The 26,810-nt window shown below is 48.1% G+C and carries 23 protein-coding genes; 16 read left to right on the plus strand and 7 right to left on the minus strand.

From position 1 onward, the window contains the following. Positions 1-166: 166 nt before the first annotated feature. Positions 167-2,254: an excinuclease ABC subunit UvrC gene (uvrC, locus tag FS628_RS22045; RefSeq protein WP_145325141.1), complete on the plus strand. Its 2,088-nt coding sequence runs from the start codon at positions 167-169 to the stop codon at positions 2,252-2,254. Here uvrC and FS628_RS22050 read toward each other — a convergent pair. Next, positions 2,223-3,920 carry a CPBP family intramembrane glutamic endopeptidase gene (locus FS628_RS22050; protein ID WP_145325142.1) on the minus strand — a complete coding sequence of 566 codons (1,698 nt, stop codon included), beginning with the start codon at positions 3,918-3,920 and terminating at the stop codon, positions 2,223-2,225. The genes uvrC and FS628_RS22050 overlap by 32 nt on opposite strands. Positions 3,921-4,440: 520 nt before the next feature. Here FS628_RS22050 and FS628_RS22055 point away from each other — a divergent pair. Continuing rightward, entirely contained in the window at positions 4,441-5,760 is a 1,320-nt protein-coding gene (locus FS628_RS22055; protein WP_440131302.1) for a TrkH family potassium uptake protein, read from the plus strand. Positions 5,761-5,899: 139 nt separating this feature from the next. After that, entirely contained in the window at positions 5,900-6,571 is a 672-nt protein-coding gene (locus FS628_RS22060; protein ID WP_091020848.1) for a potassium channel family protein, read from the plus strand. A 47-nt stretch (positions 6,572-6,618) separates the two neighbouring features. On the opposite strand, the gene FS628_RS22065 is transcribed toward FS628_RS22060, so the two are convergent. After that, positions 6,619-7,542, minus strand: coding sequence for a LysR family transcriptional regulator (locus FS628_RS22065; protein WP_145325144.1), 924 nt, complete (start codon positions 7,540-7,542; stop codon positions 6,619-6,621). A 295-nt stretch (positions 7,543-7,837) separates the two neighbouring features. On the opposite strand from FS628_RS22065, the gene FS628_RS22070 reads away from it, so the two are divergent. The 6 genes from FS628_RS22070 to FS628_RS22095 all read left to right on the plus strand — a co-directional run bounded on the left by FS628_RS22070 (position 7,838) and on the right by FS628_RS22095 (position 14,253). Next, positions 7,838-8,506, plus strand: coding sequence for a succinate dehydrogenase cytochrome b558 subunit (locus tag FS628_RS22070; protein ID WP_091020850.1), 669 nt, complete (start codon positions 7,838-7,840; stop codon positions 8,504-8,506). A 43-nt stretch (positions 8,507-8,549) separates the two neighbouring features. After that, positions 8,550-10,292: a succinate dehydrogenase flavoprotein subunit gene (gene sdhA / locus FS628_RS22075; RefSeq protein WP_036673387.1), complete on the plus strand. Its 1,743-nt coding sequence runs from the start codon at positions 8,550-8,552 to the stop codon at positions 10,290-10,292. A gap of 469 nt (positions 10,293-10,761) precedes the next feature. Next, positions 10,762-11,526 (plus strand): succinate dehydrogenase iron-sulfur subunit, encoded by a 765-nt coding sequence (sdhB, locus tag FS628_RS22080; protein ID WP_062837919.1) that lies wholly within the window; start codon positions 10,762-10,764, stop codon positions 11,524-11,526. 175 nt (positions 11,527-11,701) lie between these two features. Then, positions 11,702-12,676, plus strand: coding sequence for a metallophosphoesterase (locus tag FS628_RS22085; RefSeq protein WP_145325145.1), 975 nt, complete (start codon positions 11,702-11,704; stop codon positions 12,674-12,676). A 58-nt stretch (positions 12,677-12,734) separates the two neighbouring features. Then, on the plus strand, positions 12,735-13,466 hold the full coding sequence (locus FS628_RS22090) for a metallophosphoesterase family protein (protein ID WP_145325146.1): 732 nt from the start codon (positions 12,735-12,737) through the stop codon (positions 13,464-13,466). 154 nt (positions 13,467-13,620) lie between these two features. After that, complete coding sequence (locus FS628_RS22095; RefSeq protein ID WP_145325147.1) at positions 13,621-14,253, plus strand: GNAT family N-acetyltransferase; 633 nt, start codon at positions 13,621-13,623, stop codon at positions 14,251-14,253. 231 nt (positions 14,254-14,484) lie between these two features. On the opposite strand, the gene FS628_RS22100 is transcribed toward FS628_RS22095, so the two are convergent. Beyond that, the gene (locus tag FS628_RS22100) at positions 14,485-15,294 is read right to left on the minus strand and encodes a histidinol-phosphatase (protein WP_145325148.1); all 810 of its coding nucleotides are present in this window, start codon (positions 15,292-15,294) and stop codon (positions 14,485-14,487) included. A gap of 30 nt (positions 15,295-15,324) precedes the next feature. Continuing rightward, a complete protein-coding gene (locus tag FS628_RS22105) occupies positions 15,325-16,227 on the minus strand; it encodes a LysR family transcriptional regulator (RefSeq protein WP_145325149.1) in 903 nt (300 codons plus the stop codon). 457 nt (positions 16,228-16,684) lie between these two features. On the opposite strand from FS628_RS22105, the gene FS628_RS22110 reads away from it, so the two are divergent. From FS628_RS22110 to FS628_RS22130, 5 genes are all read left to right on the plus strand, one after another. Then, on the plus strand, positions 16,685-17,143 hold the full coding sequence (locus FS628_RS22110; RefSeq protein WP_036605799.1) for a chemotaxis protein CheX: 459 nt from the start codon (positions 16,685-16,687) through the stop codon (positions 17,141-17,143). Positions 17,144-17,197: 54 nt separating this feature from the next. Continuing rightward, positions 17,198-17,971 carry an SDR family NAD(P)-dependent oxidoreductase gene (locus tag FS628_RS22115; protein ID WP_145325150.1) on the plus strand — a complete coding sequence of 258 codons (774 nt, stop codon included), beginning with the start codon at positions 17,198-17,200 and terminating at the stop codon, positions 17,969-17,971. Between the two features lie 210 nt (positions 17,972-18,181). After that, positions 18,182-19,555, plus strand: coding sequence for a DEAD/DEAH box helicase (locus FS628_RS22120; protein WP_145325151.1), 1,374 nt, complete (start codon positions 18,182-18,184; stop codon positions 19,553-19,555). Positions 19,556-19,582: 27 nt separating this feature from the next. Further along, on the plus strand, positions 19,583-20,335 hold the full coding sequence (locus FS628_RS22125) for an ABC transporter ATP-binding protein (protein ID WP_062837910.1): 753 nt from the start codon (positions 19,583-19,585) through the stop codon (positions 20,333-20,335). A 2-nt stretch (positions 20,336-20,337) separates the two neighbouring features. Then, on the plus strand, positions 20,338-21,555 hold the full coding sequence (locus FS628_RS22130; protein ID WP_145325152.1) for an ABC transporter permease: 1,218 nt from the start codon (positions 20,338-20,340) through the stop codon (positions 21,553-21,555). 166 nt (positions 21,556-21,721) lie between these two features. Here FS628_RS22130 and FS628_RS32060 read toward each other — a convergent pair whose 3' ends face one another. The 3 genes from FS628_RS32060 to FS628_RS22140 all read right to left on the minus strand — a co-directional run bounded on the left by FS628_RS32060 (position 21,722) and on the right by FS628_RS22140 (position 24,206). Beyond that, positions 21,722-21,847: a YjcZ family sporulation protein gene (locus tag FS628_RS32060; protein WP_206759599.1), complete on the minus strand. Its 126-nt coding sequence runs from the start codon at positions 21,845-21,847 to the stop codon at positions 21,722-21,724. 264 nt (positions 21,848-22,111) lie between these two features. Further along, on the minus strand, positions 22,112-23,410 hold the full coding sequence (locus tag FS628_RS22135; protein WP_145325153.1) for an aminotransferase class I/II-fold pyridoxal phosphate-dependent enzyme: 1,299 nt from the start codon (positions 23,408-23,410) through the stop codon (positions 22,112-22,114). A 178-nt stretch (positions 23,411-23,588) separates the two neighbouring features. Further along, complete coding sequence (locus FS628_RS22140; protein ID WP_145325154.1) at positions 23,589-24,206, minus strand: pyridoxamine 5'-phosphate oxidase family protein; 618 nt, start codon at positions 24,204-24,206, stop codon at positions 23,589-23,591. A 156-nt stretch (positions 24,207-24,362) separates the two neighbouring features. On the opposite strand from FS628_RS22140, the gene pdxR reads away from it, so the two are divergent. Continuing rightward, on the plus strand, positions 24,363-25,820 hold the full coding sequence (gene pdxR / locus FS628_RS22145; protein WP_145325155.1) for a MocR-like pyridoxine biosynthesis transcription factor PdxR: 1,458 nt from the start codon (positions 24,363-24,365) through the stop codon (positions 25,818-25,820). 178 nt (positions 25,821-25,998) lie between these two features. Continuing rightward, on the plus strand, positions 25,999-26,784 hold the full coding sequence (locus FS628_RS22150; RefSeq protein WP_036605807.1) for an AraC family transcriptional regulator: 786 nt from the start codon (positions 25,999-26,001) through the stop codon (positions 26,782-26,784). The last annotated feature ends 26 nt before the right edge of the window (positions 26,785-26,810 follow it).

The following is a 26,810-nucleotide window of genomic DNA, read 5'->3' on the forward strand; positions in this document are numbered from 1 at the left end:
TGAGCTGTAGAAGCGAAGCGTTCGCCTTTATCCCCAGATTTTCCCCTTAACAAAAGGGAATGAAAAAAATCTGGGGATAACAGCGATCGAAAGGTCATTTTGTCATCGGAGTGGCTCATGTAAGGTGAGGATTTCAGCTTTTTCGGGAAGGAGGATTCACCGAATTATGGATCAATTCATTAATGATTTGCAGGATCAGGAGAAGGCATTGGAGCAGATTCGCCACAAGCTTGCTTTGCTGCCAGATATGTCTGGTTGTTACCTGATGAAGAATAGTGAAGGCACCATTATCTATGTAGGTAAGGCTAAAGTGCTGAAGAACCGCGTACGCTCTTATTTTATCGGCAGTCATAACGGAAAGACCCAGCGTCTGGTGTCCGAAATCCGAGATTTCGAATATATCGTGACGGGCAGTAACATGGAAGCACTCATTCTGGAGTGTAACCTGATCAAAAAACATATGCCGCGGTATAACGTGTTGCTCAAGGATGACAAGACATTCCCATATCTTAAAATTACAAATGAAAAGCACCCCCGGTTGGAAGTAACCCGGCGTGTGCTGAAAGATAAAGCCAAATACTTCGGACCTTATCCGAATTCGTATGCGGCACACCAAACGAAAAAATTACTTGACCGCATGTATCCACTGCGCAAATGTGGTGTAATGCCCAAAGAAGTGTGCCTGTATTATCACATGGGACAGTGTCTTGCCCCTTGTGTGAAAGAAGTGGAGAAGGAGCAGTACGACCAGATTTCACAAGAGATTGGTTCATTTCTAAGCGGTGGTCACGAAGAGATTAAGAAGGATTTGCAGCGTAAGATGCAAGAGGCTGCGGAGGACCTTTATTTTGAACGTGCCAAGGAATTGCGCGATCAGGTGATCGCCATCGATGCGATGATGGAAAAACAAAAAATTACGATGGCCGATGCCAGAGACCGCGATGTGTTTGGTTTTGCCATTGATAAAGGCTGGATGTGTGTCCAGATTCTATATATGCGTCAGGGAAAAATGATCGAACGCCACGTCTCTACTTTTCCGTTTTACGGTGAGGCGTACAGTGACTTCATGTCCTACGTGACGCAGTATTACAGCGATAATCCGGCATTGCCTCAAGAGATTCTGTTGCCGGAAATGCCTAAAGACCTCGCAACAGATCGTGACAGTGAGGATTTGGAATCTGTTACTGACGTAACAGTACCTGCGGCTGTTACAGCGGAATTCGAACAGACGGAACAAGTGGAGCAAAATACTGCTTCCCAGCCACTGGTTGCCGAGACTCGTGCAGCTTATGGAAGTTCTGCTGAGGTAGAAGGTGAACAACCTGAGAGTATGCAAGAGGACGCTCTCGAAACTAATCCATCTGTATCAGCTGAGAAACTCTCTGCAGGGTTGGAAGACCCAACTCAGGTTGCTGCTGCATTACAGGAGTGGTTGGAGATCAAAGTGCTTATTCCGCAACGTGGATTGAAACGTCAGATGATCACCATGGCCGTGGATAACGCACGTGTGGCACTGGAAGAGAAGTTCCGCCTGATTGAGCGAAATGAAGAACGGACATCGAAAGCCGCCGAAGGACTGGGACGTTTTATTGGACTGGATCAGCTTCACCGTATTGAAGCGTTTGATAACTCGAACATCCAGGGAACCAACCCGGTATCTGCCATGATCGTATTTACGGATGGTAAACCGGATAAGAAGGAATATCGGAAGTACAAGGTCCGTTCGGTCGAAGGACCGGATGATTATGAAACGATGAGAGAGGTCATCCGTCGCCGTTACGAGCGGGTATTAAAAGAAAACCTGACTCAGCCTGACCTGATTGTGGTCGATGGCGGTAAAGGGCAGATCTCGGCTGCGGTTGATATTCTGGAAAATGAGTTGGGGCTATATATTCCAGTATGTGGTCTGGTGAAGGATGCGAAGCATAAGACTTCACAGTTGATGATCGGGAATCCACCGGAAGTCATCTCCCTGCCTCGGGATAGTCAGGAATTCTACCTGTTGCAGCGTATACAGGAAGAGGTTCACCGTTTTGCCATCTCGTTCCACCGCGAGCAGCGCGGCAAATCGATGGTGACTTCACGTTTGGATGCCATTCCAGGTATCGGAGAGAAGCGGCGTAAGCTGCTGTTGAAGCATTTTGGCTCTTTACGCAAAATAAAAGAGGCCAGCGTCGAAGACTTCCGGCCTCTATCGATTGGTGACAAATTGGCAAATCAAATTATTGCAGCACTTCGGGATGAGGAGTCGTAACATACGGCTTCTCTTTTTGTTTTGGATTGAATCTGTAGACCACATATCCAACGATGGCCGGGAGTACGATCCAGAAGAGTCCGGCAGCCATATTCAGGGCATCGCCCATAAAGATCAGGCTGAGTCCCATCAGCAAGCTATCGAAGATCACATGCGCGAATACGACGGCAATGAAGCCGTGACGCAGCATGATCAGGCTGAACAGTAATCCAATTACCATCAACTCAATTGGACGGGTGATTACCGGGTAGATCGGATACAATGTGTGTCCAAGTGCCCAAATAATGGTTGGGATCAGACAGGCAATAAACGTGTTACGCACCATCTTCTGCATCATGCGAATACCGAACAGTCGATATACGGTTTCTTCACCAATACCGGCCATCCAGGCCATAATCGGGAAGAGCCAGGCATAGGTCATATTAAATGTAGATTGATCTGCTGACGTTGTTGACCATGTGCCGATGCTTCGCTCCAGAATGAAGAACAGGACGGATTGCACACCCAGCAGAATGAAGGCCCACAGGTAACCAGCAACCATGCTGTGAAGTACATATTTACCGTATCCCGGTTCTTTGGCACGAGGCCATGGGTTCAGACCAATCTTCCGCCACATGCCGTCACCGGCAACGAGGGATAGATAGATGGTTGCACTCATGACCAGCGTAATGCCCGTCTGCATTAACATCAAGAACGCGAGCATGAAGCTGGAGAGTCCCTGTGCCTGGAAGAGTGGAATCATGTTCAACGTCCCAATTACCGAAGCTGCGAAATACACCAGTGAGAGAATGATCCCGCGTTTAAAAGATGTATGTGCTCGGGTCAGAATGCTATAGATGATGGCCAGTACACCCAGAACAAAGGTCAGGAATGCATAGCCGCCATAAGTCATCCAGTTGGCTTGGCGCGTTTGAGCTTTCACATAATCGGTATGGGATTCAGGGACCGAGAAGCCAGGATCGAATGATCGTACCGCACCCTCTTCAAAAGTAAAGCTCAGTTCAAGCTTTGAGTCTCCAATGGCTTTTGCAGAATCCACATACTTCAGTCCCGCTTCACCATCGCGAGTCTCCAGTTGAAGTGCCGGTACTTCATAACCGAATTCGGTCAGAACGCCAGCCGCGAGCTGTTGTTTCTCGTCCAGAGATATATTGCCTTCAGCAAGTACTTGCGATGTGGTCACTCGTCCACTGACCTGCTCCGCCTCAATGGCGGTATAGAGCGAAGAAGGAAGTTCTCGTTTGAAAGCGACGACTTTTCCTGTTTTCATATGTACGTCAACATTAAGATAACCGCCTTTGTGTTGATCAGGCAAACGAACGCGGTATACATCGTAAGGATAGTTTGTTTCCCACTTCTGATTATACGTGTCGAGTTGTTTGGTTTTGGCCATATACCCGTAGATATCGGAATGTGTCTGGTAGGTCACCAGGGTGTTTCCGCCATCATTTGGCAGTGTATAGTCATCCACAGAAGCTGCGAAAGATCGTGCGGATTGCGTCGCCTGCTCCTTGGTTATGAAAGACGTGGACGAAATTTCAGTTGTTTGCGATGAGGTAGCAGGAAAGATCTGAAATACAAAAAATAGAATCAGGCCGATCGCCGCAAGCAACCCCAGACGCTTGAAGTTAGCCTTGAGTAGCAAAGGCTGCCCTAAGGGATTCATGTAATGGTGTTCCTCCTTTATTGATAGAGGTTGTTCAAAAAGTTTCTAGCTTCATCCCATCTTCTTGGTACTAAAAACCACCCTTTTTGAACACGCACTAATATGGATATTAAAGTAAACATAGCACAGGGCAAGCACCGAATGCCAATCATGTAACGAAAACAGGTGTAAATCCTTGAAAATGAATGAAAAGGACCGAAAGAATCTGATCCATCCGTCGCCATATCTGAGTGTTTCCCTTTTTGGCTGAATTCGATCCGATTTACACAAAAAACGTTTTGTTTGTAATCGCCGCAGCGCTTATAATTTTGAAGCAAATGTGCAACGATTCGCATGTCTTTCGCCCAACAAGGGAACGAATAGAATATTCCAACTTCATTATATATGTCGTTTTTCTCTGAATCATACATGTTTAACGTTTGCAAACAGCATTTCAAGTAAAGAAGGCTTCACGGGGTGTGGAGTTATTTTCATTTTAGCAGAGGTGGTTGATACTCAAGTGAGACTGAATGTTCAATGGATGCGATTATCGCCACCCCGCATTCTTGTGTTAGGGTTTGCCGGCATTATATTCGTAGGCACACTGCTGTTAATGCTTCCGGCATCCAGTCGAAACGGTGACAGTCTTGCATTTATTGATGCGCTTTTTACCGCAACTTCTGCGGTCTGTGTCACGGGTTTGGTAGTGGTGGATACAGGGACTCACTTTTCGGTGCTGGGTCAGGTTGTGATCGCGATTCTGATTCAGATTGGCGGACTGGGCTTCATGACGATGTCCACATTGGTTGCGATTGCGTTCAAACGGCGGATCTCGCTCAGGGAACGGTTGATTCTACAGGAAGCGATGAACCAGAGTACGATGGAGGGCATCGTCCGGCTGATCCGCAAAGTTGTGATCTACTCACTCATTCTCGAAGGCATATGTGGCACACTGTTTGCCATTCGCTGGTCGTTCGACATGCCAGTCGGACAGGCGATCTATTATGGCTATTGGCATGCGATCTCCATGTTCAACAATGCGGGCTTTGATATGTTTGGGGAATTCCGCAGTCTGACCGGTTATGTGTATGACCCATTGGTTAACTTTACAGCGATGTTCCTGATTGTCTCTGGCGGTATCGGTTTTGTGGTGTTGTCAGACCTGGTGGATTACCGCAAAACGCGGAAGCTTTCCCTGCATTCTAAAGTAGTATTGCTAATGACCGGATTGTTAATTGTGTTTGGTGCACTTGTTATTTTCGTATTTGAATTTAGCAATCCGCGTACGCTCGGAGGTCTGAACTGGGGTGGCAAAATACTCGGTTCCTTCTTCCAGTCGATTACACCGCGAACAGCAGGGGCCAATACGGTAGATATTGCCGGGCTCAGGCAGGCAACACAGTTCTTCATCATCATTTTGATGTTCATTGGTGCTTCCCCGGGTTCTACCGGGGGCGGGATCAAAACGACGACATTTATGATTATGGCTGGGGCAGTCATCGCCATGATGCGTGGACGGGAGGATATCGTATTTTTCCGCTACAGGCTCGTACAGGAACGGATATTCAAGGCGCTTACGATTACATTACTGGCGCTCTTGTTCATCATAGCCGTAACGATGGCACTAAGTACCACAGAAGACGCCAGTTTTATGATGATCTTATTTGAAACGACATCGGCCTTTGGCACCGTGGGATTATCACTCGGACTGACGCTGAAGCTGACTACATTGGGTAAGCTCCTGATCTGTTTTACGATGTTTGCAGGAAGGCTTGGGCCGATCACATTAGCGTATGCACTTGGGCAGAAAAAGGGTAAAGAGTTATACAGGTATCCGGAAGGCAAAATGATTATTGGATAAATCAATTTCATAATACCTTTGGCTGCTTCAATCAGGGCTAGATATAGATCAAAACGATTCAATTTGTCTATATCTAGTTACATAAATCTATTTTTAGTGAGTTATGAAATTGATTTGGATAAGGGGTTCGTGAAGAACAATGAAAACACAGCAGTTTGCGGTGATTGGGCTTGGACGGTTTGGCTCAAGTCTGGCACAGGAATTAATGGAACTCGGCTACGAGGTGCTCGGGATCGATAAAAATGAAGAAGTCGTCGAAGACATGAGTGAACTGGTCACCCATGCCGTTGTAGCCGATGCCACAGATGAAGAAGTGCTGCGTTCACTGGGTATTCGAAATTTCGATTGCGGTATCGTAGCCATTGGGGATGATATTCAGACGAGCATTCTCACCGCGATCCTGTTAAAAGAGCTTGGCGTCAAGACGGTCGTGGCCAAGGCCATATCCGTGCTTCACGGTCGAGCGCTGGATAAGCTGGGCATCGATCGTGTCGTCTATCCCGAGCGGGATATGGGCATTCGGGTTGCCCATCAGCTGGTTACCCCGAACTTGCTGGACTACATTGAACTTTCCAATGATTACAGTATTGTCGAGATGAAGGTTCCCGCCTGTCTGCACAACAAAACCCTTTCGACCCTGAATGCACGTGTACGTTTTGGTTGCAGCATTGTAGCGTTACAGAAGGAAGCCGGGGTCATTATCGCTCCGACTGCACTGGATTCGCTTCAAATGGGGGATATCATGGTCATTATCGGTAATAATGCAGACATTGACCGGTTTGAGGAAGAGGTTATCAGCCAGGAAAGCTGATAAGACAAGGAAGCCAGGCGACGTAGCCTGGCGGATTAAGGTATAGACTAAGGCGTCGTGGTCCTCCGTGAGGGCAACGGCGCCTTTGCTGTAAATAGCGCAGCCGTCTCCTTGACCCATTGTCTGGAGGTCTCGCTGAGGTCTTCTTTGTCCCCATAGATCATGCAGGTTGTTCTTCGGGTCTCTTGTAGTTGTGGCAAATAGACAGAAACCAGATCATTGTCCGCGAGCAATTGTGGACGGAGATACGACTTGGGCAATAGAGCAGCGGCTTTGGCAGAAGGCAAGAGTCGGATAATCGCTTCAAACGAGTCAATCTCCATACGAATGTCAGGCATCACGGCACAGCGCTGAAAGAGGTCGTCCGTTAATTTACGGTACCAGGTGCCTTTGGAGAACGTGATCATCGGCAGATCCTGCAAATGCTCCATCCCGGCTTCCTTGCCGGATAAGGGGTGCGTGAGCGGTACAACCAGCTCCAGATGATCGTCAAATAGCGGTACGCAGTTCAGACCCACTTCGCTGATGGAGGAGGCGACAATGCCCACATCGGCTTTTTTATCACGCACAAAAGAGACAATCTCATGTGTTTTCCCCGTCAATAATTTCAGTTCGGCATTCGGATGTTTCTCCATAAAGGCATTAACCAGAGGTGGTAATGTGGTTTGAAGTGTCGTCAGGCTGGCGCCAAGTGTAATGGTGCTCTGTTCTTCGTCTTTATACTGGGCCAGCATGGTCAGGAATTTTTGTTGCTGCTGCTTCTGTTCCACAGCGAACGTATAGGCGAGCTGGCCCACACTGGTTAACTCGAGCCGTTTGCCCCGGCGATGGAACAGGGCAACCCCAAGTTCATCCTCCAACTTGGCAATTTTGCGTGAGAGTGCGGGTTGGGACAAGTTCAGTAACTTGGATGCGCGGTTCAGACTGGACTGCTCCACGACCGCCGCAAATGCGTTTAATTCCTCGAACATGAACAACAACCTCTTTTCTGCGAGTGTGATTCTTGCCCTTGATTAATCGTTTTCCATGTTGTATAGCCTGTAAACCCAATGTTTCACTGCTTATACCTATAGGTTATAACATTTAATAATTATATTGCAATTCCCTTATAAGAAAAAAAGGAGTAACATGAATCGTGACACAAGTTGTTCACACCTGGCGAAAACGGAACAATTTGTCGAACCTTTTCATGGAAAAGGATTCGTGTCATGATAAGTGAAATCATTTATGAAAACGTTGTATTTAGCGAAAGGGGATCGACATTTTATGAAAGGGTTTTACTCCAGAAAGCTGCACTCCTTGCTTGGCGTCATTCCGCTCAGTCTGTTCTTTGCCGAGCATTTGGTGACGAACTTCACGGCAGTTGAAGGCGGCAAAGAAGCTTTTTACGGTGCCGTTGCATTTCTGAACGGTTTGCCTCTTGTTATTGTGATCGAGGCGTTACTTATCTGGCTGCCGTTGTTCTATCACGGTGTTTACGGTCTTTACATTGCCTATCAGGCCAAGCCTAACGTGGGCCGTTTCGGCAATGAGCGCAACTGGCGCTACACGTTACAGAGGGTAAGCGGTATCATTACATTTGTATTCGTCATCTGGCACGTATGGGAGACGCGTGTACAGATTGCGCTGGGTAATGTATCACATGAAGAGATTGGCGGCGTCATACATGATGCGGTGACAAATCCGATAACCTTTGCGATATATATGATCAGTGTGGTTGCGGCGTCATATCACTTTGCCAATGGTCTGTGGTCGTTCCTCGTTAGCTGGGGAATTACAGTTGGTCCGCGTGCGCAGCGTGTATCCTCTTACGTATGTATGAGCTTGTTCGCTATCGTTTCCATCATGTTTATTGCTTCACTATTTGCTTTCCGGAGCATTGATTTCCAGACAGCTACTTCGATGATAGACGCAGTTAAAACAGTTCTAATTTAAGCATTTAGCGTATAAATGCTGACTTATAAGGGAGTGAACAGCAATGGCATCAACGAATGTAATTATTGTGGGCGGCGGTCTCGCAGGCTTGATGGCGGCGATCAAATCGGCTGAAGCCGGAGTCCATGTTCATTTATTTTCACTGGTTCCTGTTAAACGATCCCACTCTGTATGCGCACAAGGCGGCATTAACGGAGCGGTAAACACCAAGGGTGAGGGTGACTCCCCATGGGTACACTTTGACGATACGGTATACGGCGGTGACTTCCTCGCGAACCAACCTCCGGTTAAAGCGATGTGCGAAGCAGCACCTGGCATTATTCACCTGATGGACCGGATGGGCGTCATGTTCAACCGGACACCGGAAGGATTGCTTGATTTCCGTCGTTTCGGGGGCACAAAGCATCACCGTACGGCGTTTGCCGGAGCGACAACAGGGCAACAATTGCTCTATGCATTAGACGAGCAGGTACGTCGCTGGGAAGCAGCAGGTCTGGTTACGAAATATGAGAACTGGGAATTCCTGCAGGCAGTTTTGGATGATGAAGGCGTATGTCGCGGGATCGTAGCACAGGATCTGAAAACGATGAAAGTACAGACCTTCCCGGCAGAAGCTGTTATTCTGGCGAGTGGTGGTCCGGGTATCATCTTCGGTAAAACAACCAACTCGGTCATCAACACAGGTACAGCGGCAAGTGCCGTGTATCAGCAAGGTGTAAATTACGCCAACGGGGAGTTCATCCAGATTCACCCGACAGCGATTCCAGGGGATGACAAGCTGCGTCTCATGTCCGAATCAGCGCGTGGTGAAGGTGGACGGATCTGGACTTACAAAGACGGCAAGCCTTGGTACTTCCTTGAAGAAAAATATCCATCCTACGGTAACCTGGTTCCGCGTGATATCGCGACTCGTGAAATCTTCAGCGTCTGCGTGGACATGGGTCTGGGTGTGAACGGTGAGAACATGGTTTATCTTGACCTGTCGCACAAAGATCCGAAGGAACTGGATGTTAAACTCGGCGGAATCATTGAGATCTATGAGAAGTTCATGGGTGATGACCCGCGTAAAATCCCGATGAAAATCTTCCCGGCAGTCCATTATTCCATGGGTGGCATGTGGGTAGATTACAATCAAATGACTAACATTCCGGGGCTGTTTGCAGCTGGTGAATGTGAATATCAATACCATGGTGCGAACCGTCTGGGTGCAAACTCACTGGTGTCTGCGATTTATGGTGGTATGGTGGCTGGACCGAAAGCAGCTGAATATATCAAAGGACTCAAAAAATCGTCCGCCGATATCCCATCTTCCGTATTCGAGAAACACACCAAACAACAAAGCGACAAATACGAAGGCATCTTGAAAATGCAGGGCACGGAAAATGCCTATGTCATTCATAAAGAGCTTGGCGAGTGGATGACAGCCAACATGACGGTTGTGCGTTACAACGACAAGCTTGAAGCTACGATTGGCAAGATCAAGGAATTGAAAGAGCGTTATGGCAAAATCAACATGTATGACAGCTCCGGTTGGAATAACCCGAGCGCAGCGTTCACCCGCCAACTGTGGAACATGATTGAATTGGCAGAAGCGATGACGCTGGGCGCACTGCTGCGTAATGAAAGCCGTGGCGCGCATTACAAACCGGAATTCACGGAACGTAATGACGAAGAGTTCCTGAAAACGACCATCGCAAGCTGGTCGAAGGAAGGCCCGAAAATCTCGTACGAGCCAGTAGACGTATCCTTGATCCCACCACGTATCCGGGACTACTCCAAGGATTAAGTAAGTATCGCAATATTGATGCAATGAATAGTTAAACACCTGAACGGAGAGGCAGGAGAACTTTGGAGAAGCAGAGCTTCTTCAAAGTTACTGCCATCAACGTGATGGAATTCTCAGTAAAGTGACACTATGAGGACCACTCAACTGAGAAAACGAAAAGCCTGTTCACAAGCAAGCAACATATTTGAGAGGCTTGAAATTCTAAAAAATTACGGCAATCCAGCATGAATGGAGTGCAGTTTCCAGCAAAGTGACCTAAGTGCACGACGTAGCGGAGGAAGCGGAAATGCCCAGAAGAAGCGAAGCGCTCGCCTTTATCACCGGATTTTAACCATGGTAAGGGTTGATCAAAAAAATCCGGGGATAACAGCGATCAGAGGGGCATTCCGCTGACGAAGCGTCTCCCGTGCACCAAAACATTTTGCGCATCAGCAATACAATCATCGTCACCAGAGGAGGGGACAACGATATGGCGGAACAAGCTACAGCCAACAAAACCGTCAAGTTTATCATCACCCGTCAGGACAGCCCGGAGTCATCTTCGTATAACGAAGAATTTGAGCTTCCGTACCGTCCCAACATGAATGTAATCAGCGCCCTGATGGAGATACAGCGGAACCCGGTCAACACAGATGGCAAATCCATTGCTCCCGTGTGCTGGGATTCCAACTGTCTCGAAGAAGTCTGTGGAGCTTGCTCCATGGTCATCAATGGCAAGCCGCGTCAAGCGTGTGCAGCCCTGATCGACAAGCTCGAACAGCCCGTTCGCATCGAACCGATGAAGACATTCCCGGTGGTACGTGACCTGGTCATCGACCGTACCCGTATGTTCAGCGCCCTGAAACGCGTAAAAGCATGGATTCCGATCGATGGTACCTATGACCTCGGTCCAGGTCCACGGATGCCTGAGAAGAAGCGTCAGTGGGCATATGAGCTGTCCAAGTGTATGACATGTGGTGTATGTCTGGAGGCATGCCCGAACGTCAATGAGAAAACAGACTTTATCGGTCCAGCAGCACTGTCCCAAGTGCGTCTGTTCAACGCTCACCCAACAGGGGAGATGAACGCCGACGATCGTCTGGAAGCGTTGATGGAAGATGGAGGCATTGAGGGCTGTGGTAACTCGCAGAACTGTGTGCAATCCTGTCCAAAAGGTATTCCACTGACAACCTCCATTGCCGAAATGAACAAACAAACGACCAAGCATATGTTCAAACGCTGGTTGGGTGTATAATCTCGTCAGAGCATGTGCAGAAGTGTAATCTGCAACTTAGAAGAAGTCGTGATCCCGTGCAGCAACATGCCGGAGATCCCGGCTTCTTTTTGTGATGCAGCAGAGGAACCGGGCTATCCATGCAGAATATGGTATACTAAGGGGATGGATATAGAGCGTAGAAGGAGGGGGAGATATGGCAGAGACACCGCGTCAGGGCAGCAACAACTCGCCGTCCCAGCGTTCGCACAAAGCACCAGGTGCAACAGAGTCTGTGTTTCCTGGAGAAGAAAAGGATCATGATCCCTCTCGTCGAAGTTTCTTATTGCGCATGGTTTTGATGACAGCGGGTGCCAGTTTGCTTACAGGAGGTTATGCCTGGCTTTGGGAACCGCGTCGTCTGGAGATCAAGCAAGTGGAGCTGAAACTTCCGAAGTTTCCAAAGGCATTTGACGGCTTGCGTGTAGTTCAGTTCAGTGATGCCCATCTTGGTTTTCATACCGGAGTGAAAGAGATGAAGAAGCTGGCAGCAACGATGGAGGAGCAGCAACCGGACTTGATTTGTTTTACTGGAGACATAGTCGAGAGGGAATCAGAACCGATGCGTGAATGTATTCCGGTATTGGCCTCCATGCAAGCCAAGTATGGCAAATTTGCTATTTTGGGGAATCATGATTATCGGGGCGGACAGCAGAATGAAGTGGCAACCATGTTCCATGAAGCAGGATTCACCTTGTTACGGAACGAGCATGTGGTGATTGAACAAGGGGGCGAACGTCTGGCCATCGTTGGTCTGGATGACGCACTGACAGGCAGACCTGATCCCGCCCAAGCCATCAAGGAACTGGATCACGATGTGTGGAAATTACTGCTCATGCATGAACCGGATTATGCCGACATTGCCACTCCCTATGGTTTCGGATTGCAGCTTTCCGGTCATAGCCATGGCGGACAGGTACGTTTCCCCTGGATCGGGGCAGTGACGACACCGCGAGGTTCGCATAAGTATGTTCAGGGGCTGTATTACACGGATGTCCAGGGGGTATATTACTCCACCCAGACACAGATGCCGGTGTATGTGAATCGTGGTTTTGGCATGACCCAACTGCCCATTCGTTTTCTGTGCAGACCAGAGTTAACGGTGTTTGAGCTTAAAGGATTAACCACATAAAAGGAATAGAAAATGAGCGCGAAACATAAAGGATTCAACATGAATGGAGGTTATCCAGATGGAACGAATTGCGATTGTATCCGACATTCATGGCAACATGACTGCCTGGGAAGCAGTGCTAAAAGATATCCGAAGTCGTGGCGTGGAGCGAATCTTTTGTCTTGGTGACCTCGTGGGCAAGGGACCAGAACCGGTGCAGGTTGTCGATCGGGTGCAAGAGACGTGCGAGCTTGTCATCCGCGGCAATTGGGATGAACTGGTCGCGGTTAACCAAGACAATGAGAACTTCACCTGGCAAGCAGAACGGTTGGGTGAGGAACGATTGGCGTACTTGGCGAGTCTACCCTTTAGCCATCAGTTTCAACTGAGTGGTCGCATCATCCGCCTGGTCCATGCTTCGCCTCAAAGTGTATACCATCGTGTACAGCCTTGGGACGCCATGGAAAAGAGGTTAACGATGTTTGATCCTCCCGCTGATGAGCCTGACCAAGGTATTGCAGATGTCGTAGGTTATGGGGATGTGCATAACGCTTACTTGCAGTACATGAGTGGCAAGTTGCTGTTTAATGCAGGTAGTGTCGGTAATCCGCTTGATCTTCCGCAGGCTTCCTACTGTATTTTGGAAGGCGAAGACAGCAACGATAATAATACCCCGTTCAATGTTCAATTTGTGCGGGTGCCTTATGATATCGAGCGAGAAGTTCAGGTTGCACAGTCGGCGAATGTTCCTGCACTGGATTATTATATTCGTGAGATACGTACCGGGATTTATCGCGGGTTGCAGGAGTAACCAGCACCTGTACACTCTAGCGATAGGAATCGAATGATACAAATTGCGAATACTAAAGTTCGTGGATCAGTTCAAATGGTATTAAGCCGGATCATCTTCAGAGCATGCTTGTCTTACCGGACTAGAGCCCGTTTAGGCAAAAGGAGCGATTGTCATGCTTACCCGAAAAATGCTGGTTCAAGGCCTGCCGGCTTTGTGGACAGAGCGTCTTGTCCTGCGATCATTGCGTCAAAGTGATTACAGCACATTATCGGAACTCTTTTCCGATCCTCAAGTCATTCGATATGTGAATAGGGGAAGCCAGCCCACACCGATCAGGGCGAGAAGGTTATTGAACCAGATACGGAGCAGCAGCGCCAAGCTGGATTCGTTACATTATGGGATCTGCTGGAGAGGTAAAGAACAGGTCATCGGGATCACTTCATTCCAGCACTGGAATGATCAGAATGGTACCGCACAGATTGGTTATATCCTGAACAGATCCTGTTGGGGTATGGGGGTGGCTACCGAGGCGGTAGAGCGTCTGCTGCAGTTTGGATTTGCCGAGCTTCACCTTTGGAGGGTGGAGGCACGTTGTTATGAGGCCAATGTATCTTCAGAACGAGTTTTAAGCAAAATAGGGATGTCCTACGAGCGGAGTCTACCCTCATTCGGACTGCATGATGAGGATGATGAGGCATCAGAATCCTTAATGGATGTCAAAGTGTACAGTATGTACCGGGAACAATACGTCAGTCCGCTTCAGAAAAAAGACCTGCAAACTCTGGTATCTGACAAGCCGCAATAACATAGAGTAAGAGTAGTAAAACGTGAATGAATCGAACTTCAATCATTTGTTACACAAATGAAATATAGCTGCAATTGAACTCTAACAGACAGGGGGTAAACTTATCTCATGACCCCCTTTTTGATAATAGATAATGCTGTTGGGACCCGCGCGAGCGGGTTCATTTTTTTGCCTAAAAAACCCCCATGGCGTGAACAAGCGCACTGTGGGGGGCTTTGTGTTTGCTCTCTTTTACAGTGATACAACCTGCATCTGTTTCTGCTTGAAATATACCCAGTCGGTGAATCCGATCTCCAGCAAACGTGTACGAACGTCATCCAGCTCGTCTGCAACCCGCTGCGGTTTATGAGCGTCCGATCCGAAAGTCACCTTTACTCCGTAATGATGGGCCCGTTCCAGAATGGCATCTGAGGGATACCAGCCACCACTGATCTTGGTTTTGCCTGAAGTGTTAATTTCGATGGCTACGTTGGATTCTGCAATAACCTGCAACGTTTCATCAATGGCCTGATCAGCGATAATTTCCGAGAAGGGTGGATAGTTTCCTTTCATCGCATCAATATGCCCTAGGATCTGGAACATACCGCTGCGAGCCGATTGCCGGATCAATGAATAATAACTCTCTTTCACTTCAACTTTGCGAGCATCGCTCAGTCCTTTCCACCGGGTTTTGTTGAAGATGCTCACATCCTCGGTATGATGAACTGAACCAATAATATAGTCAAAAGGATACTGTCCCAGCGTGGTACGGTACAACTCCGCATGAGGAGGGAAGTAGTCGGATTCAATGCCGAGCAGCACATCGATTTTACCGGCGTACTCTTCTTTTAGAGCAAGGACTTCTTCCACATAATGTTGCAATTCCGACTTACCCATTGCGATCCGGGGAAACGCCTGCTCAAGCTCACTGCCAAAGTATGGCGTATGATCCGAGATGCCGATAGCCTGAAGTCCTGCCTCAATACCTGCCTCTATATAGTCGCGGATGTTGCCGTCAGCGTGACCACAACGAAAATGATGTGTGTGAAGATCGAATTTCATATGGAATCCTTCCTTTCTCATGGCTCATTGTCATTCTGAACTGATGAATTGGGTTTCCGGCATGCCTTTGAGGTCACTTATGAATTGCTGCATTGCCGAGTTGAGGTATCTGCTGGACTTATAGATAACACCAACAGGGTGGCTGACCTCCAGCTCACTTAAAGGTATCATACGCAGAGTACCTTGTCGCAACTCATGCGCAACAGATTGTTTGGATATAACAGCTGCTCCGAGATCAATTTCGACCATCCGTTTAACTTCCTCGCTGCTTGATAACTCCATTACAATATTGGGTTCAATATTGTGTTTTTTGAAGATGGTTTCCGTAAACCGTCGTCCTACGGTATCAGGAGACAGCAGAATCAATGGTGTACTCCGGAGCACATCCACGGCAGCATGTTTTTTCTTCGCCAGTGGATGGGAAGGAGATACGACGAGTTCGAATGTGTCATAGTACAGTACAGATGTATTCAGGTTGGGATTACGCTCCGTGAGATAACCGATACCAATATCAACCAGACCATTTTCGACCTGGGTATAGATCTGTGACGAAGGAAGGGATTGGATACTGGTTTTGATGAGCGGGAATTGATCCTGGAAATAGGATAACACCCTAGGCAGTATCTGAATAGCAATGGAAGTCGTTGTCCCCAGCACAATATGTCCTTGAGGCGTTTCGTCAAGATCGGACAATTTCTGTTTTAATTCATCAACGATGTCGAGCATCCGTTCAGCGTGCTCCAGAAATACCTGTCCGCGGTCTGTCAGGGTAACGGGTTGATTGCGATCCACAAGAACGGTGCTGAATTCATCCTCCAGGCTTTTGATCTGGGCCGAGACGGCAGGTTGGGTCAAGTTCAGAAGTTCCCCCGCTTTACGGAAGCTCATCGTTTTGGAAATGGTAATTAGTGTCTCCAGTTGGCTTATGTTCATAGGTGACCTCCTTGCAGGCAAAGTATCTTCGGTATGTAGTGTTTGATGCGATGAAATCCCGTAACTGGTTATTGTTCCGTTATCTTAAATTATAGGTGATTCAGGACAGCAGAGCAATGAAGGTGATTGTCGGCTATAAAAGTAGTTCAAGAGACTGTGGAAAAAACGCGAATGCAAGAATTTGATTTTTTTAACAGTTGTGAGAAAACAGTAATAAAGTCCTAAATGCCTTTTGCCACGCACAATGATCGAAAAGCTTTCCTCAAAAGAAGAGAAAAGCTCTGTTTATTCGCTAGAATCAGCTATAAACATTTGCCCCACGGATGACGATAAATTATAGTACACATGGTTTAACGAATTCTTAATGAATTCTTGTACGTGATAAAGTATAATAAATTTATTGAATATGGGACTTTTGGTGTGTGACCAATAACCCAGTGTGAGGGGGACATAGACAGTGAAAGCGGAAGTGATTAATCCTTTCCTGGAATCGGCACGGAACGTATTCGAACAGCTCATCCAGGTTTCGCCTTCCACCGGGAGTCTTGGCGTAAAGAATGTAGAGTACATTGCAGACCATGTCTGGATCGTGATCGGAATGACCGGACAACTTAGCGGAAACATTGTATTTGGAATCAACGAACAAGTTGCACTGAAAATTGTATCTGCGATGATGGGCGGATTCGTCATTACAGAAATGGATGAAATGAGCAAAAGTGCTATTTCGGAACTCGGTAATATGATCAGTGGTAATGCCAGCACCATCCTGTCGAACCAGGGTGTTGTGGTCGATATTACACCTCCACAAGTGATGAAGTCCGAACATCTGACTACATTTAGTGCAACGAAAGCACTGAGCATTCCTTTGCTGATGGACGGCATTGGTGAGATGGATATTCAGGTCATGATCTCGTAGAATAGAACCATACGCCTCAAGAGGCAATGTGTTCAATACGGGAGGACGTCGGGTATGCTGAAAGATCAGGTAGTGTTTATCACAGGTGCATCGAGTGGTATCGGTGCGCTTTGTGCACAGATGCTGATAGAAGAAGGAGCCATCCCGATTCTGGCTGCCCGTTCACGGGACAAGCTGGAAGAGATAGGTGCCTCGCTGAAAGGGCGACATGAATTGCTTACGCTGGATGTTACGGATAGTGAGCAGGTTCAGTCAGCTGTGAATGCGATATTGCATAAATACGGACGAATCGACATTTTGCTGAACAACGCAGGTTACGGGAAATTCGCAGCAATGACGGATATGCCTGTGCAGGAATTCGATGAGATGATGGACGTCAATTACATGGGCATTGTCCGCTGTACCAAAGCTGTACTGCCACAGATGCTGGAACGGGGCAGAGGACAGATCGTGAACGTGGCCTCCATGGCTGGCAAAATTGGTACGGCCAAATCCGCTTCCTATACGGCTACCAAACATGCCGTACTCGGATTCAGTAATGCCCTCCGTCAGGAGCTTCGCAAGACCGGAGTTACGGTTACAACGATTAATCCAGGTCCGATTGATACGCCATTTTTCCATCGGGCTGATCCATCCGGCAATTATGTCAACAATGTACGCTGGATGATGCTGAAACCTGAAGATGTTGCTGGTCATATGATTCGGGCAATGAAGAAACGCAAGGAAGAAGTGAATCTGCCAAGACTTGCTTCTGCTGGCGTGTGGCTATACCAGCTGTTTCCACGTCTTGCAGATCGATTGTCGCACGGTGTAATGAATCAGAAGTAAAAATGCAATAATGGGCATCATATACGGAATGAAAGAAAGGCTCCGCCGAGGGGCTTTTCTTTTTTTTGGCGTGTATACATATGATTCTGGAATAAGATTTGGTACACGGGCTTTTTTCGCATATAATGAAAGGTAATGTGATGACAGGCTTCGGTTTATATCCGTACAAGCAGGGCTATCAAAATGAATAAATTAAAAGGATGGACATACATGACGAATCAAACATTTGCTTCAATTGGCGTGGAACAGGATCTGGAGGCGCTTTTGGCTAAACATGGCATTAACGAACCCTCACCTGTACAGGCTCAGACGATACCGGTGATTCTGGAAGGCCGGGATGTCGTATCCAAATCCCAGACGGGAACAGGGAAAACGCTGGCGTATCTGCTGCCACTGTTACAATCCATCAAAATGGATATCAAAGGTACGCAGAAGCTCATTATTGCACCTACGCAAGAGCTGGCGATGCAAATTGTACGTGAAGCGCAGCGTTATGCGGAAGAACGTAAAATCGGCGTATTGGGTCTGATTGGAGGCGCAGCGGCTAAACGTCAGATCGAGAAGTTGCGTGAGCATCCGCAATTGGTTGTGGGTACACCGGGACGACTGAAAGAATTGATTACACTCAAAAAACTGAAAATGCATAACGTTTCCACCATTGTCATTGATGAAGCGGATCAGGTATTCCAGCTTGGCGGCGTAAGTGATGTGAACTTTGTACTCAAGAGCGCATTGCGGGACCGTCAGCTGATTTTCCTGTCGGCAACCATTGATGAGCACACGGCTGGACTTGCGAAGCGTGAGATGAAGGAGCCTGTGCAGATCGGGATTGAACCGGACCGCGCTACGGCTGCGGGCCTTGAGCATTTTTATTTTGTAGAAGAGAACCGCAACAAAATTGACATGCTGCGTCGTCTGGTTAGACAATATAACCCGGATCGGGCAATCGTATTTGTGAATGCAACCGAGGATATTGGTGAAGTGGAAGCGAAAATGAATCATCTGGGCTTGTCGGCTGCTGCACTGTACGGGGATGCTGACAAAGTGACCCGCAGCAACGTGTTGTCTGCCTTCCGTAATGGTAAACTTCAGTTGCTGATCGCCAGCGAAGTCGCTGCAAGAGGACTGGATATCGAAGGCTTGCCAATGGTTATTAACTATGACCCTGCCTTTGACTCGGAGCACTATGTTCACCGTGCAGGCCGTACAGGCCGGATGGGACGCTCGGGTATCGTTTTGTCCATTGTGGATGAAACACAGATCTTTATTATGCGTAAATTCGCACGCGAACTCGGTATTGAATTGCAAGAACGTGTACTCTTTGGCGGTAAAGTACTGGAGGCTGACCCGCGTCCGGACACGCGGCCTGAGGGACATTCGTTCTCCAGGAAACCAGGACAGTCCAGAGATCGCAAACCAGGTCAGGGCAATCGTAATGGGGGAACCAGAGCTACAATCTCCAATTCGAGTCCAGCAGGTAGCAAACCAACTGGCAATACAGGCCGTACGGAGCGCGATCAGGATCGTAAAAACAAAGGAGCACCCAAGTGGAGTAAAGACAAAACGCCACGCTCCGAAGAATAGAATCTGACGAAAGGGGTGCAGGGATAGATGGAAAACGTTCAATCGCCTGTTCTGCAAATCAGCGGGTTAAGCGGAGGCTATAGTGCCAAACGGCCGGTCCTTCACGGTATCGATCTGGAAGTCGGACGTGGTGAGATGGTCGGACTGATCGGATTAAACGGTGCTGGCAAAAGTACTACCATGAAACATATCCTCGGCTTGATGACCCCTCAACAGGGTGAAGTGCGAGTGATGGGCAAGAAGCGGGACGAGGATGCACAGATCTATCAATCGGCGATGGCATTTGTACCGGAATCACCCGAACTGTATGACGAGATGACGGTGATGGAGCATCTGGAGTTTACGGCAAGAGCGTATAATGTGTCGGAGGCTGATTTCAAACAACGGACGGAGAAATTGCTGGCATTGTTCCGCATGAATGAGAAAAGTACAAGTCTGTCGACGCACCTATCCAAGGGGATGAGACAGAAGGTCATGATCATGTGTGCTTTTGTGGCCGGACCGCCACTGTACATCATCGATGAGCCTTTTCTGGGGCTGGATCCATTGGGAATTCGCTCTTTGCTTGATTTTATGCTGGAGATGAAAGCTTCGGGATCATCCATCCTGCTGAGTTCACATATTCTGTCCACGATTGAAAACTACTGTGACCGTTTTATCGTTTTGCACCGTGGGCAGGTCATTGCTCAAGGGACGCTGAATGAATTGCGCTCCCAATTCGGGGAATCGGATGCCACGCTGGAGCACATGTTCTATTCCCTCGTACAAGGCAGGGATTGAGCATGGATCTCAAGCTGCTATGGAAGCAAAGACGCACAGGATTCTGGAACGGAATTCTTCCTTATCTGGGTTATGTGATCCAGAGCGGTGTAGCTATGGTCTTTTTATTTCTCGTCATTGCGTTCTCCGCCTGGTATACATCGTTTGTCCAGAACATTCCGGCGGGATTCCCGATTCGCTGGATTGCATTGTTGCTGCTGGCACCACTGGTGCTGTTTAGCAGTTATCGTACATATCTGCTTTCGGCAGATATCGTGTTCCTGCGACCACAGGAATACCGGATGCAGGAATATTTGAAGAACAGCTTTGCTCGGGGTGTCATCTATAAGAGTCTGGGCTTGCTGCTTGTTTTTGTTACACTGTGGCCCCTTTATGTCAGAGCAGATCTGGATGCACGGCCATTTGGCTGGTTCATCGTATTCCTGCTGTTGTGGAAAGGGTTGTCCAGTTATGGAGCCTGGCAAGAGCTAAGAATGGTTCAGGTCGGGGCTTCAAGAGGGTATCGTCTCTTGCGATGGGCTCTGGCAGTGCTAGCTGTTGGCGCATGGTTGTGGCAGCCACCGCAGCGCAGCGTATGGTTCCTGCTGTTGCTGGCTGTCGTCTACATCGTCGCTTTGCGTATACCGGTGAAACATCGGGTAGCGTGGGAACGTCTGATTCAGGTGGAGCAGGGTCAGGCTGGCAGGGTCATGCGGACGTTAGGCTGGTTCGTGGATGTACCATCATCCGGACAGAAGGTAAGTTCGCGTCGCTGGCTTAGCAAGTTGGGGAGCGGTCTTCCCTGGAATGCGGGGAAAGCTTATCGTTATCTCATTACCAAAACGTTTATTCGAACCGAAGTGTTCTCGATCGTGTTACGCCTAGTTGTACTGGGCATGTTACTATCCTGGTGGACGGCAGGCAGCTACTTCGGTGTAGGGGTGTATCTGTTCTTCCTGTTGCTTGCAGGGGTACAGCTCGGTGCGCTGCGTCGCAGTCATGGTGAATCGTTCTGGATTATGATCTATCCGATCTCGGGAGAAAGCCGTCGTTCACAGGTGCTGGGATTCATATTCCATCTGCATGCACTGGCTGCCTTGCTCATGTGGTTGCCTATGCTGGCTGCAGGAGTGAGTGGACTAAGCATCACCGGAGTGGCACTTATTTTAGGTATACTGGTGATCGTAATCATGCGGCGTTCGCAGGGCAACAAGTGGTTGAAGGAAGAAGAGGACGAGTAAATCATCGTACCTTCGTACGTCTCTTCAGCCAAGACGGTAGTTCGAGGTGAACGCTGACTTCTAATCATGCTAAAAAAAGAAGGGTATTCCGGACTGTGTCCCGGAATACCCTTCTTACTGCTGCAATCAGATTACTTGGTTCTCGTGCATGTGTGTGTATTGGGTACTAACAGAGGAACGATTTAGTGATAATCACGAGCAAGATGAACAGAACGAGAATGGCACCTGTGTTTGTAAATCCTCCGTAACCGCCGCATCCATAACCGCCTCTTGTATCTTCAACTCCAGACATGGTCATTCCCCTTTCAAGTGGTTGTTTGGCACGCCCTTGCGTACATCGTATATTATGTGCGCGGGGGTTAGGCTGATTGGGCCGTTGCCCGGTAAAGCCAGAAATTGAAGCTTTTGGGCAGATAAAACACAAAAGAACCCTTTGTATATCCGTAGACATGAAACGTCGCCGTTATACAAAGGGTTCTTATATCATTCAGGGTACAGAGATGATCCTGTTTCCCTGATCTATTGAGATTGTTGTAACTTCGCTACTGTGTGTTATCTAGGTCGCTTGCAGATCCTGAACTCCACGATAGATGGTTTCATACAGATCCTCCAACCCGGACTCTTCAATACAGGAGAAGGCGATTCGCAGATCCGATTCACCCAGCGCGATCGTACCCACACCGTATTTGTGCAGCAAATGGCTACGAAGTTCTTCAGCGCCAACTTCTTTTAGCTTCAGACACATGAAGTAACCGGAATTGAACGGATAATAATCCCATGCATCTCCATACTTGCCGCTATCGAGAATGGCCTTCACCTTGTTGGCTCGGCCTTTCATAATCTCGAATTTCTCCTGTTTTTGCCCTTCAAACTCCGGTGCTTTCAGCGCATCCAATACAAATGTCTGGGAAGGATGCGGGCCACTGGAGATCGTTGCCCGGATAATGCCGAGTGTCTTCTGTTCCAATGCGTGCAGAACGGCTGCATCTTCATGGGCATACGTAATGAATCCAACACGGAAGCCCCATACGAATTCTTCCTTGGTTGCACCATCCACTTTTACAGTCAATACACGTGGATGAATATTGGCAAGTTTGCCAAACAGGGATTCATGAATCGAATCTTCGAAGAACAGTCCGAAGTAAGCATCATCTGTTACGGCAACCACGTTCACGCCAGCTTCAGCTGCCTGAAGAATGGTGTTCACAATCGCATCTGCTTCTTCGGCTCCTGGCGTATAACCTGTAGGGTTATTCGGGAAGTTGAGCAGCACGATCGCTTTACCTTTGTCCTTCTGATCAAGGAGGGCCTGAAGCAAGCCTTCACTGTTGAAGTTCAATTGATCATCAAACAGGGGATAATGAACCAACTGGCCATGACGACGAATTCCGAAGGTCAGCTCATAATTTTCCCAGTTTTTATCTGGATATATGACAGCGTCCCCTTCATCGGCGAACAGGTCGGCTACGATACTCAGTCCATGGGTTAATGCATTGGTTACAATCGGGTTACCGAACGTTTTACCTTCAAGCGAAGGCGTTTCCTTCAGCATCTTGTCTCTCCAGACGGTCCGCAGTTCAGGCTTGCCTGCAGGCGGAGCGTAAGGGTACAGATCTTTTGGCTGGAATGCAGAGAGCTTCTCCTGAATAACCGGAAGATGCATCGGCACACCGCCCTCCAGAGCGATACCAATCGTTGCATTATAGGTTTTGGCCAAGCTTGCTGCTTCAGCAGATTGACTCAAGATACCTTCTTTAGGAAAATAAATTTCTTTGCCGAGCTGTGACAGCATGGAGTAGACGTGACTGCTGCCTGCCTGAATACTTTCGTTCAACTGTTCAGCCAGTGGATTCATTCTTTTCATCCTTCCAAGTCTTTGGGATTCAACTGCCTAACATTATAACACCTTGACATCCCCCCGTCACGGAAATTACGTAACATGACAGTTATATCACTTTACCGCGTTGTTGCAGAGGGCTTTGAGGTGGGAATTAGCCGAATTTATCCTTGGATGAATCCTCTGAAAATGAGAACTATTGCTGATGAAATGGACAATATTTCTGCATCATTGCTGCGGTTTCGGCATCTCGCCCCTCATTGCGCTGTTCCAGTTCACCACGGACATGATCCAAGCGATCGATAGACCAATTTTGTCCAAATTTAAACTTGGCGCTGATTCGTTCTGGCACGATTCTCACAACGGCTACAGCTTTAAGGTTCCCTGTGTAGCGTGAGTCAGTAGCATCAATGGGCACATACCCGCCTTGCGGCTGGAGTTTCTCCATAAATCGTTGCAGCACCTTGCCTTTGATCTCCAGTTCCTTAACCGGTTCTGCCTGACCGAAAGCCATGACACTTTTGAAGAAAGAAGTCGCCGGACAAGCAAGCTCTGGATCATTGAAGTAGGATGGAATCAGGGAGAACTCTTCCGCAACCGTAAAACTGACCGACGAATCCTGTTTGATCTGTTTCATCTTTTCGCCAGCCAGACTGCCGTGGAAATAAAAGCAACCGTCCATATAAACGAAATTCAGTGGTGTAACCCGTGGTTGTCCATCCGGGCTGACCGTTCCCAGAAACCCGAAGGAGCACTGATCCAGAAACTCGGTAATCTCCTGTTCTTCATCTACTGTGAATTCTTTCCGTCTCATGTGTATTCCCCCATCATTGAAATGTATAATAGAACGCCATATCTTATGGATAACAATAGTTCATACATTGACATTGAAATAGATCCAATTTACATTCACTTTAGTAGGCCAATTGGTTAGGGATCACGAATGAAGAAGAATGAAGAGAGGTGCATAATGGAATTGTGGCTGCCAATGGATACCTATGAACTTCAGCATCGATACAAGTATGAGGCATTGTACCATGCGTTACGTGATGCCATTCATGCAGGCACATTGGTGGGAGGTACGAGACTACCTTCTACCCGTGAACTGGCAAGGCAATATGAGATGTCACGTGGTTCGGTAGCTCAGGTATACGACATGCTGCTTGCGGATGGGTATGTCCATGCACATCGGGGAAGAGGTACATTTGTAACGGAAACATTATCGACACAGGAAAATGAACAACAAGAAGCCGTTCTCAGGCTGTCTCCCTGGGGCGAACGAGTACAGATGTTGAATACGCAATATGAAGTTCTGCGGACTCAGATGTCTTCACCGAAGCCGTCCGTTATTAATTTTCAAATGCAGCGCATGCCTGCAGAACATTTCCCGCTTGGGGAGTGGAAGAGTGCACTCGCTGCGGTTCATCGCAGTGGTTGGCGAGAACCTAGTGGTGTAGCCGGCGATCCGGAACTGCGTGAGGCCATCGCCTCCCATCTCAGATGGACACGTGGTATTCAGGCTGAATCATCTCAGATTGTATTGTTCAGTGGTTCAATGCAAGCCATCACCCTGCTATCTCAACTGCTGATTACGGAGAATACAGCAGTTGTATTGGAGAATCCGGGGTATCCAGGCATCGCCCATGCCGTCAAATCCTGTGGTGGGCATATCATCCCGGCAGATGTGGATGCCGAAGGCATTATTCCTCAGCATTGGGAGGCACAGACGTTATTTGTCACCCCTACCCGGCAGTTTCCAACAGGGGCCGTATTGGGATTGGACAGAAGACGTACCTTGCTTGCCTGGGCATCGAAGCGGAATGCGGTCATTATTGAAGATGATTATGACAGTGAGTTTCGATGGGGCGGAAGACCCATTGAACCCCTCAAAGTGCTTGATCGTGAACAGCGTGTCATCTACGTCGGTTCATTCTCGCAAACGATGGTTGCTTCGTTCCGACTGGGCTACGCTGTCCTGCCACCTGGTCTGGTGGAACCTCTGCTTTCGGCCAAGGCTCTGTATGAACCGGTGCCTCCGGCACTGCTGGAGCAACGAGCATTGGCAAAGTTTATGACCCGAGGAGGTTACCTGCGGCACTTACGGAGGTTAACCCGTTTATACGGGGAAAGGCATGATTTTTTTGTCCGAGAGATGCAGCTACAGTTGCCGGAGGCATTCACAATGCAGCTTGGTGATGCTGGATTGCATATCTACGCTACCTGGAATGGCGATATGGATAGTTACCAGCGGTTTAAAAAGCTCGCTCAGGAGGATGGCATATTGTTCCGGGATGCAGAGCGATACCGGTTGACTTCAGGACATCCGGCGGTCTGTTTTGCTTTTGCACATCTGGAGAAAGAAGAGATGGCGGAGGGAATTCGGCGAATGCGGTTAGCCTGGGAGAAGTGCACATTTTCGTTTCGGTGAATTCCGCTGTATAATGGGATAAGTCGTTTCGCTCCTGTAGGAGCAGATATCATATATAAGCAAGTTGGTTTGAGTGATTCAACATACCGAAATACATATGGCCTCGATTGAAGAAGTGAGATTCAGATCAGCAAGATGCCATATGCAGAGAGATTAACTATCAAGGGGGAGTGGCGACATGCTGCAGGCATCGCCGTCATCATTTGTTATTTTGCCCGCTGTCGCCAAAATTGTCTGTGAACCGGGCTGGAAGTGGCAGAAGCGCGAAAAACCGATGCAAAACTATGATTTATTTTATGTATGGAGTGGTGAAGGGACGCTTGTACTGAATGACCAGTCGTATGAAGTTGGCAAGGGTAGTTGTTTTCTATTCAGGCCAGGCGATCATCCTACTGCAACACATAATAAGCAGAAACCATTGGTTCTGACGTATATTCATTTTGATGTGGACGTGCCTGTTGCTGATGTTCCTCAGTCTTATCGTGAAGTACAGGAGACCGTGGAATTTGAGCATTTGCTGGCACGTTATGTAAGACTGTTCTTATCGGATGTGTATGGACGTGATGAAGAGAGTCGATTGATTCTGAAACAGCTGATGATTCATTTGCTTCGTGCCGATACGGAAGAACCGGTGGAGAAAAAGGTAAGCAACCAGCTGTCCGATGTGATCCAGGAGGTCGCCAATTATGTGCGTCAGCATCCGGGGATTACGCATCGGGTAGAAGATCTGGCTGCCCGGGCAGGCTTATCGCCCCGATATTTCTCGATCAAGTTCAAGGAACTGGTGGGATCATCGGTGCAATCTTATATCATCCGCATGCGTATTGAACGGGCAGAACATCTGCTGGTGCATACCGGCATGAATGTGACCGAAGTAGCTGATGCTCTGGGATACCGGGATATTTTCTTCTTCAGTCGTCAATTCAAACAGTATACAGGTAAAAGCCCGTCCGAGATTCGTTAGCATTCTGGTTGGAAGAACATGACAAC

Source organism: Paenibacillus xylanexedens (assembly GCF_007676705.1).
GTDB classification, from domain to species: Bacteria; Bacillota; Bacilli; order Paenibacillales; family Paenibacillaceae; genus Paenibacillus; species Paenibacillus xylanexedens_C.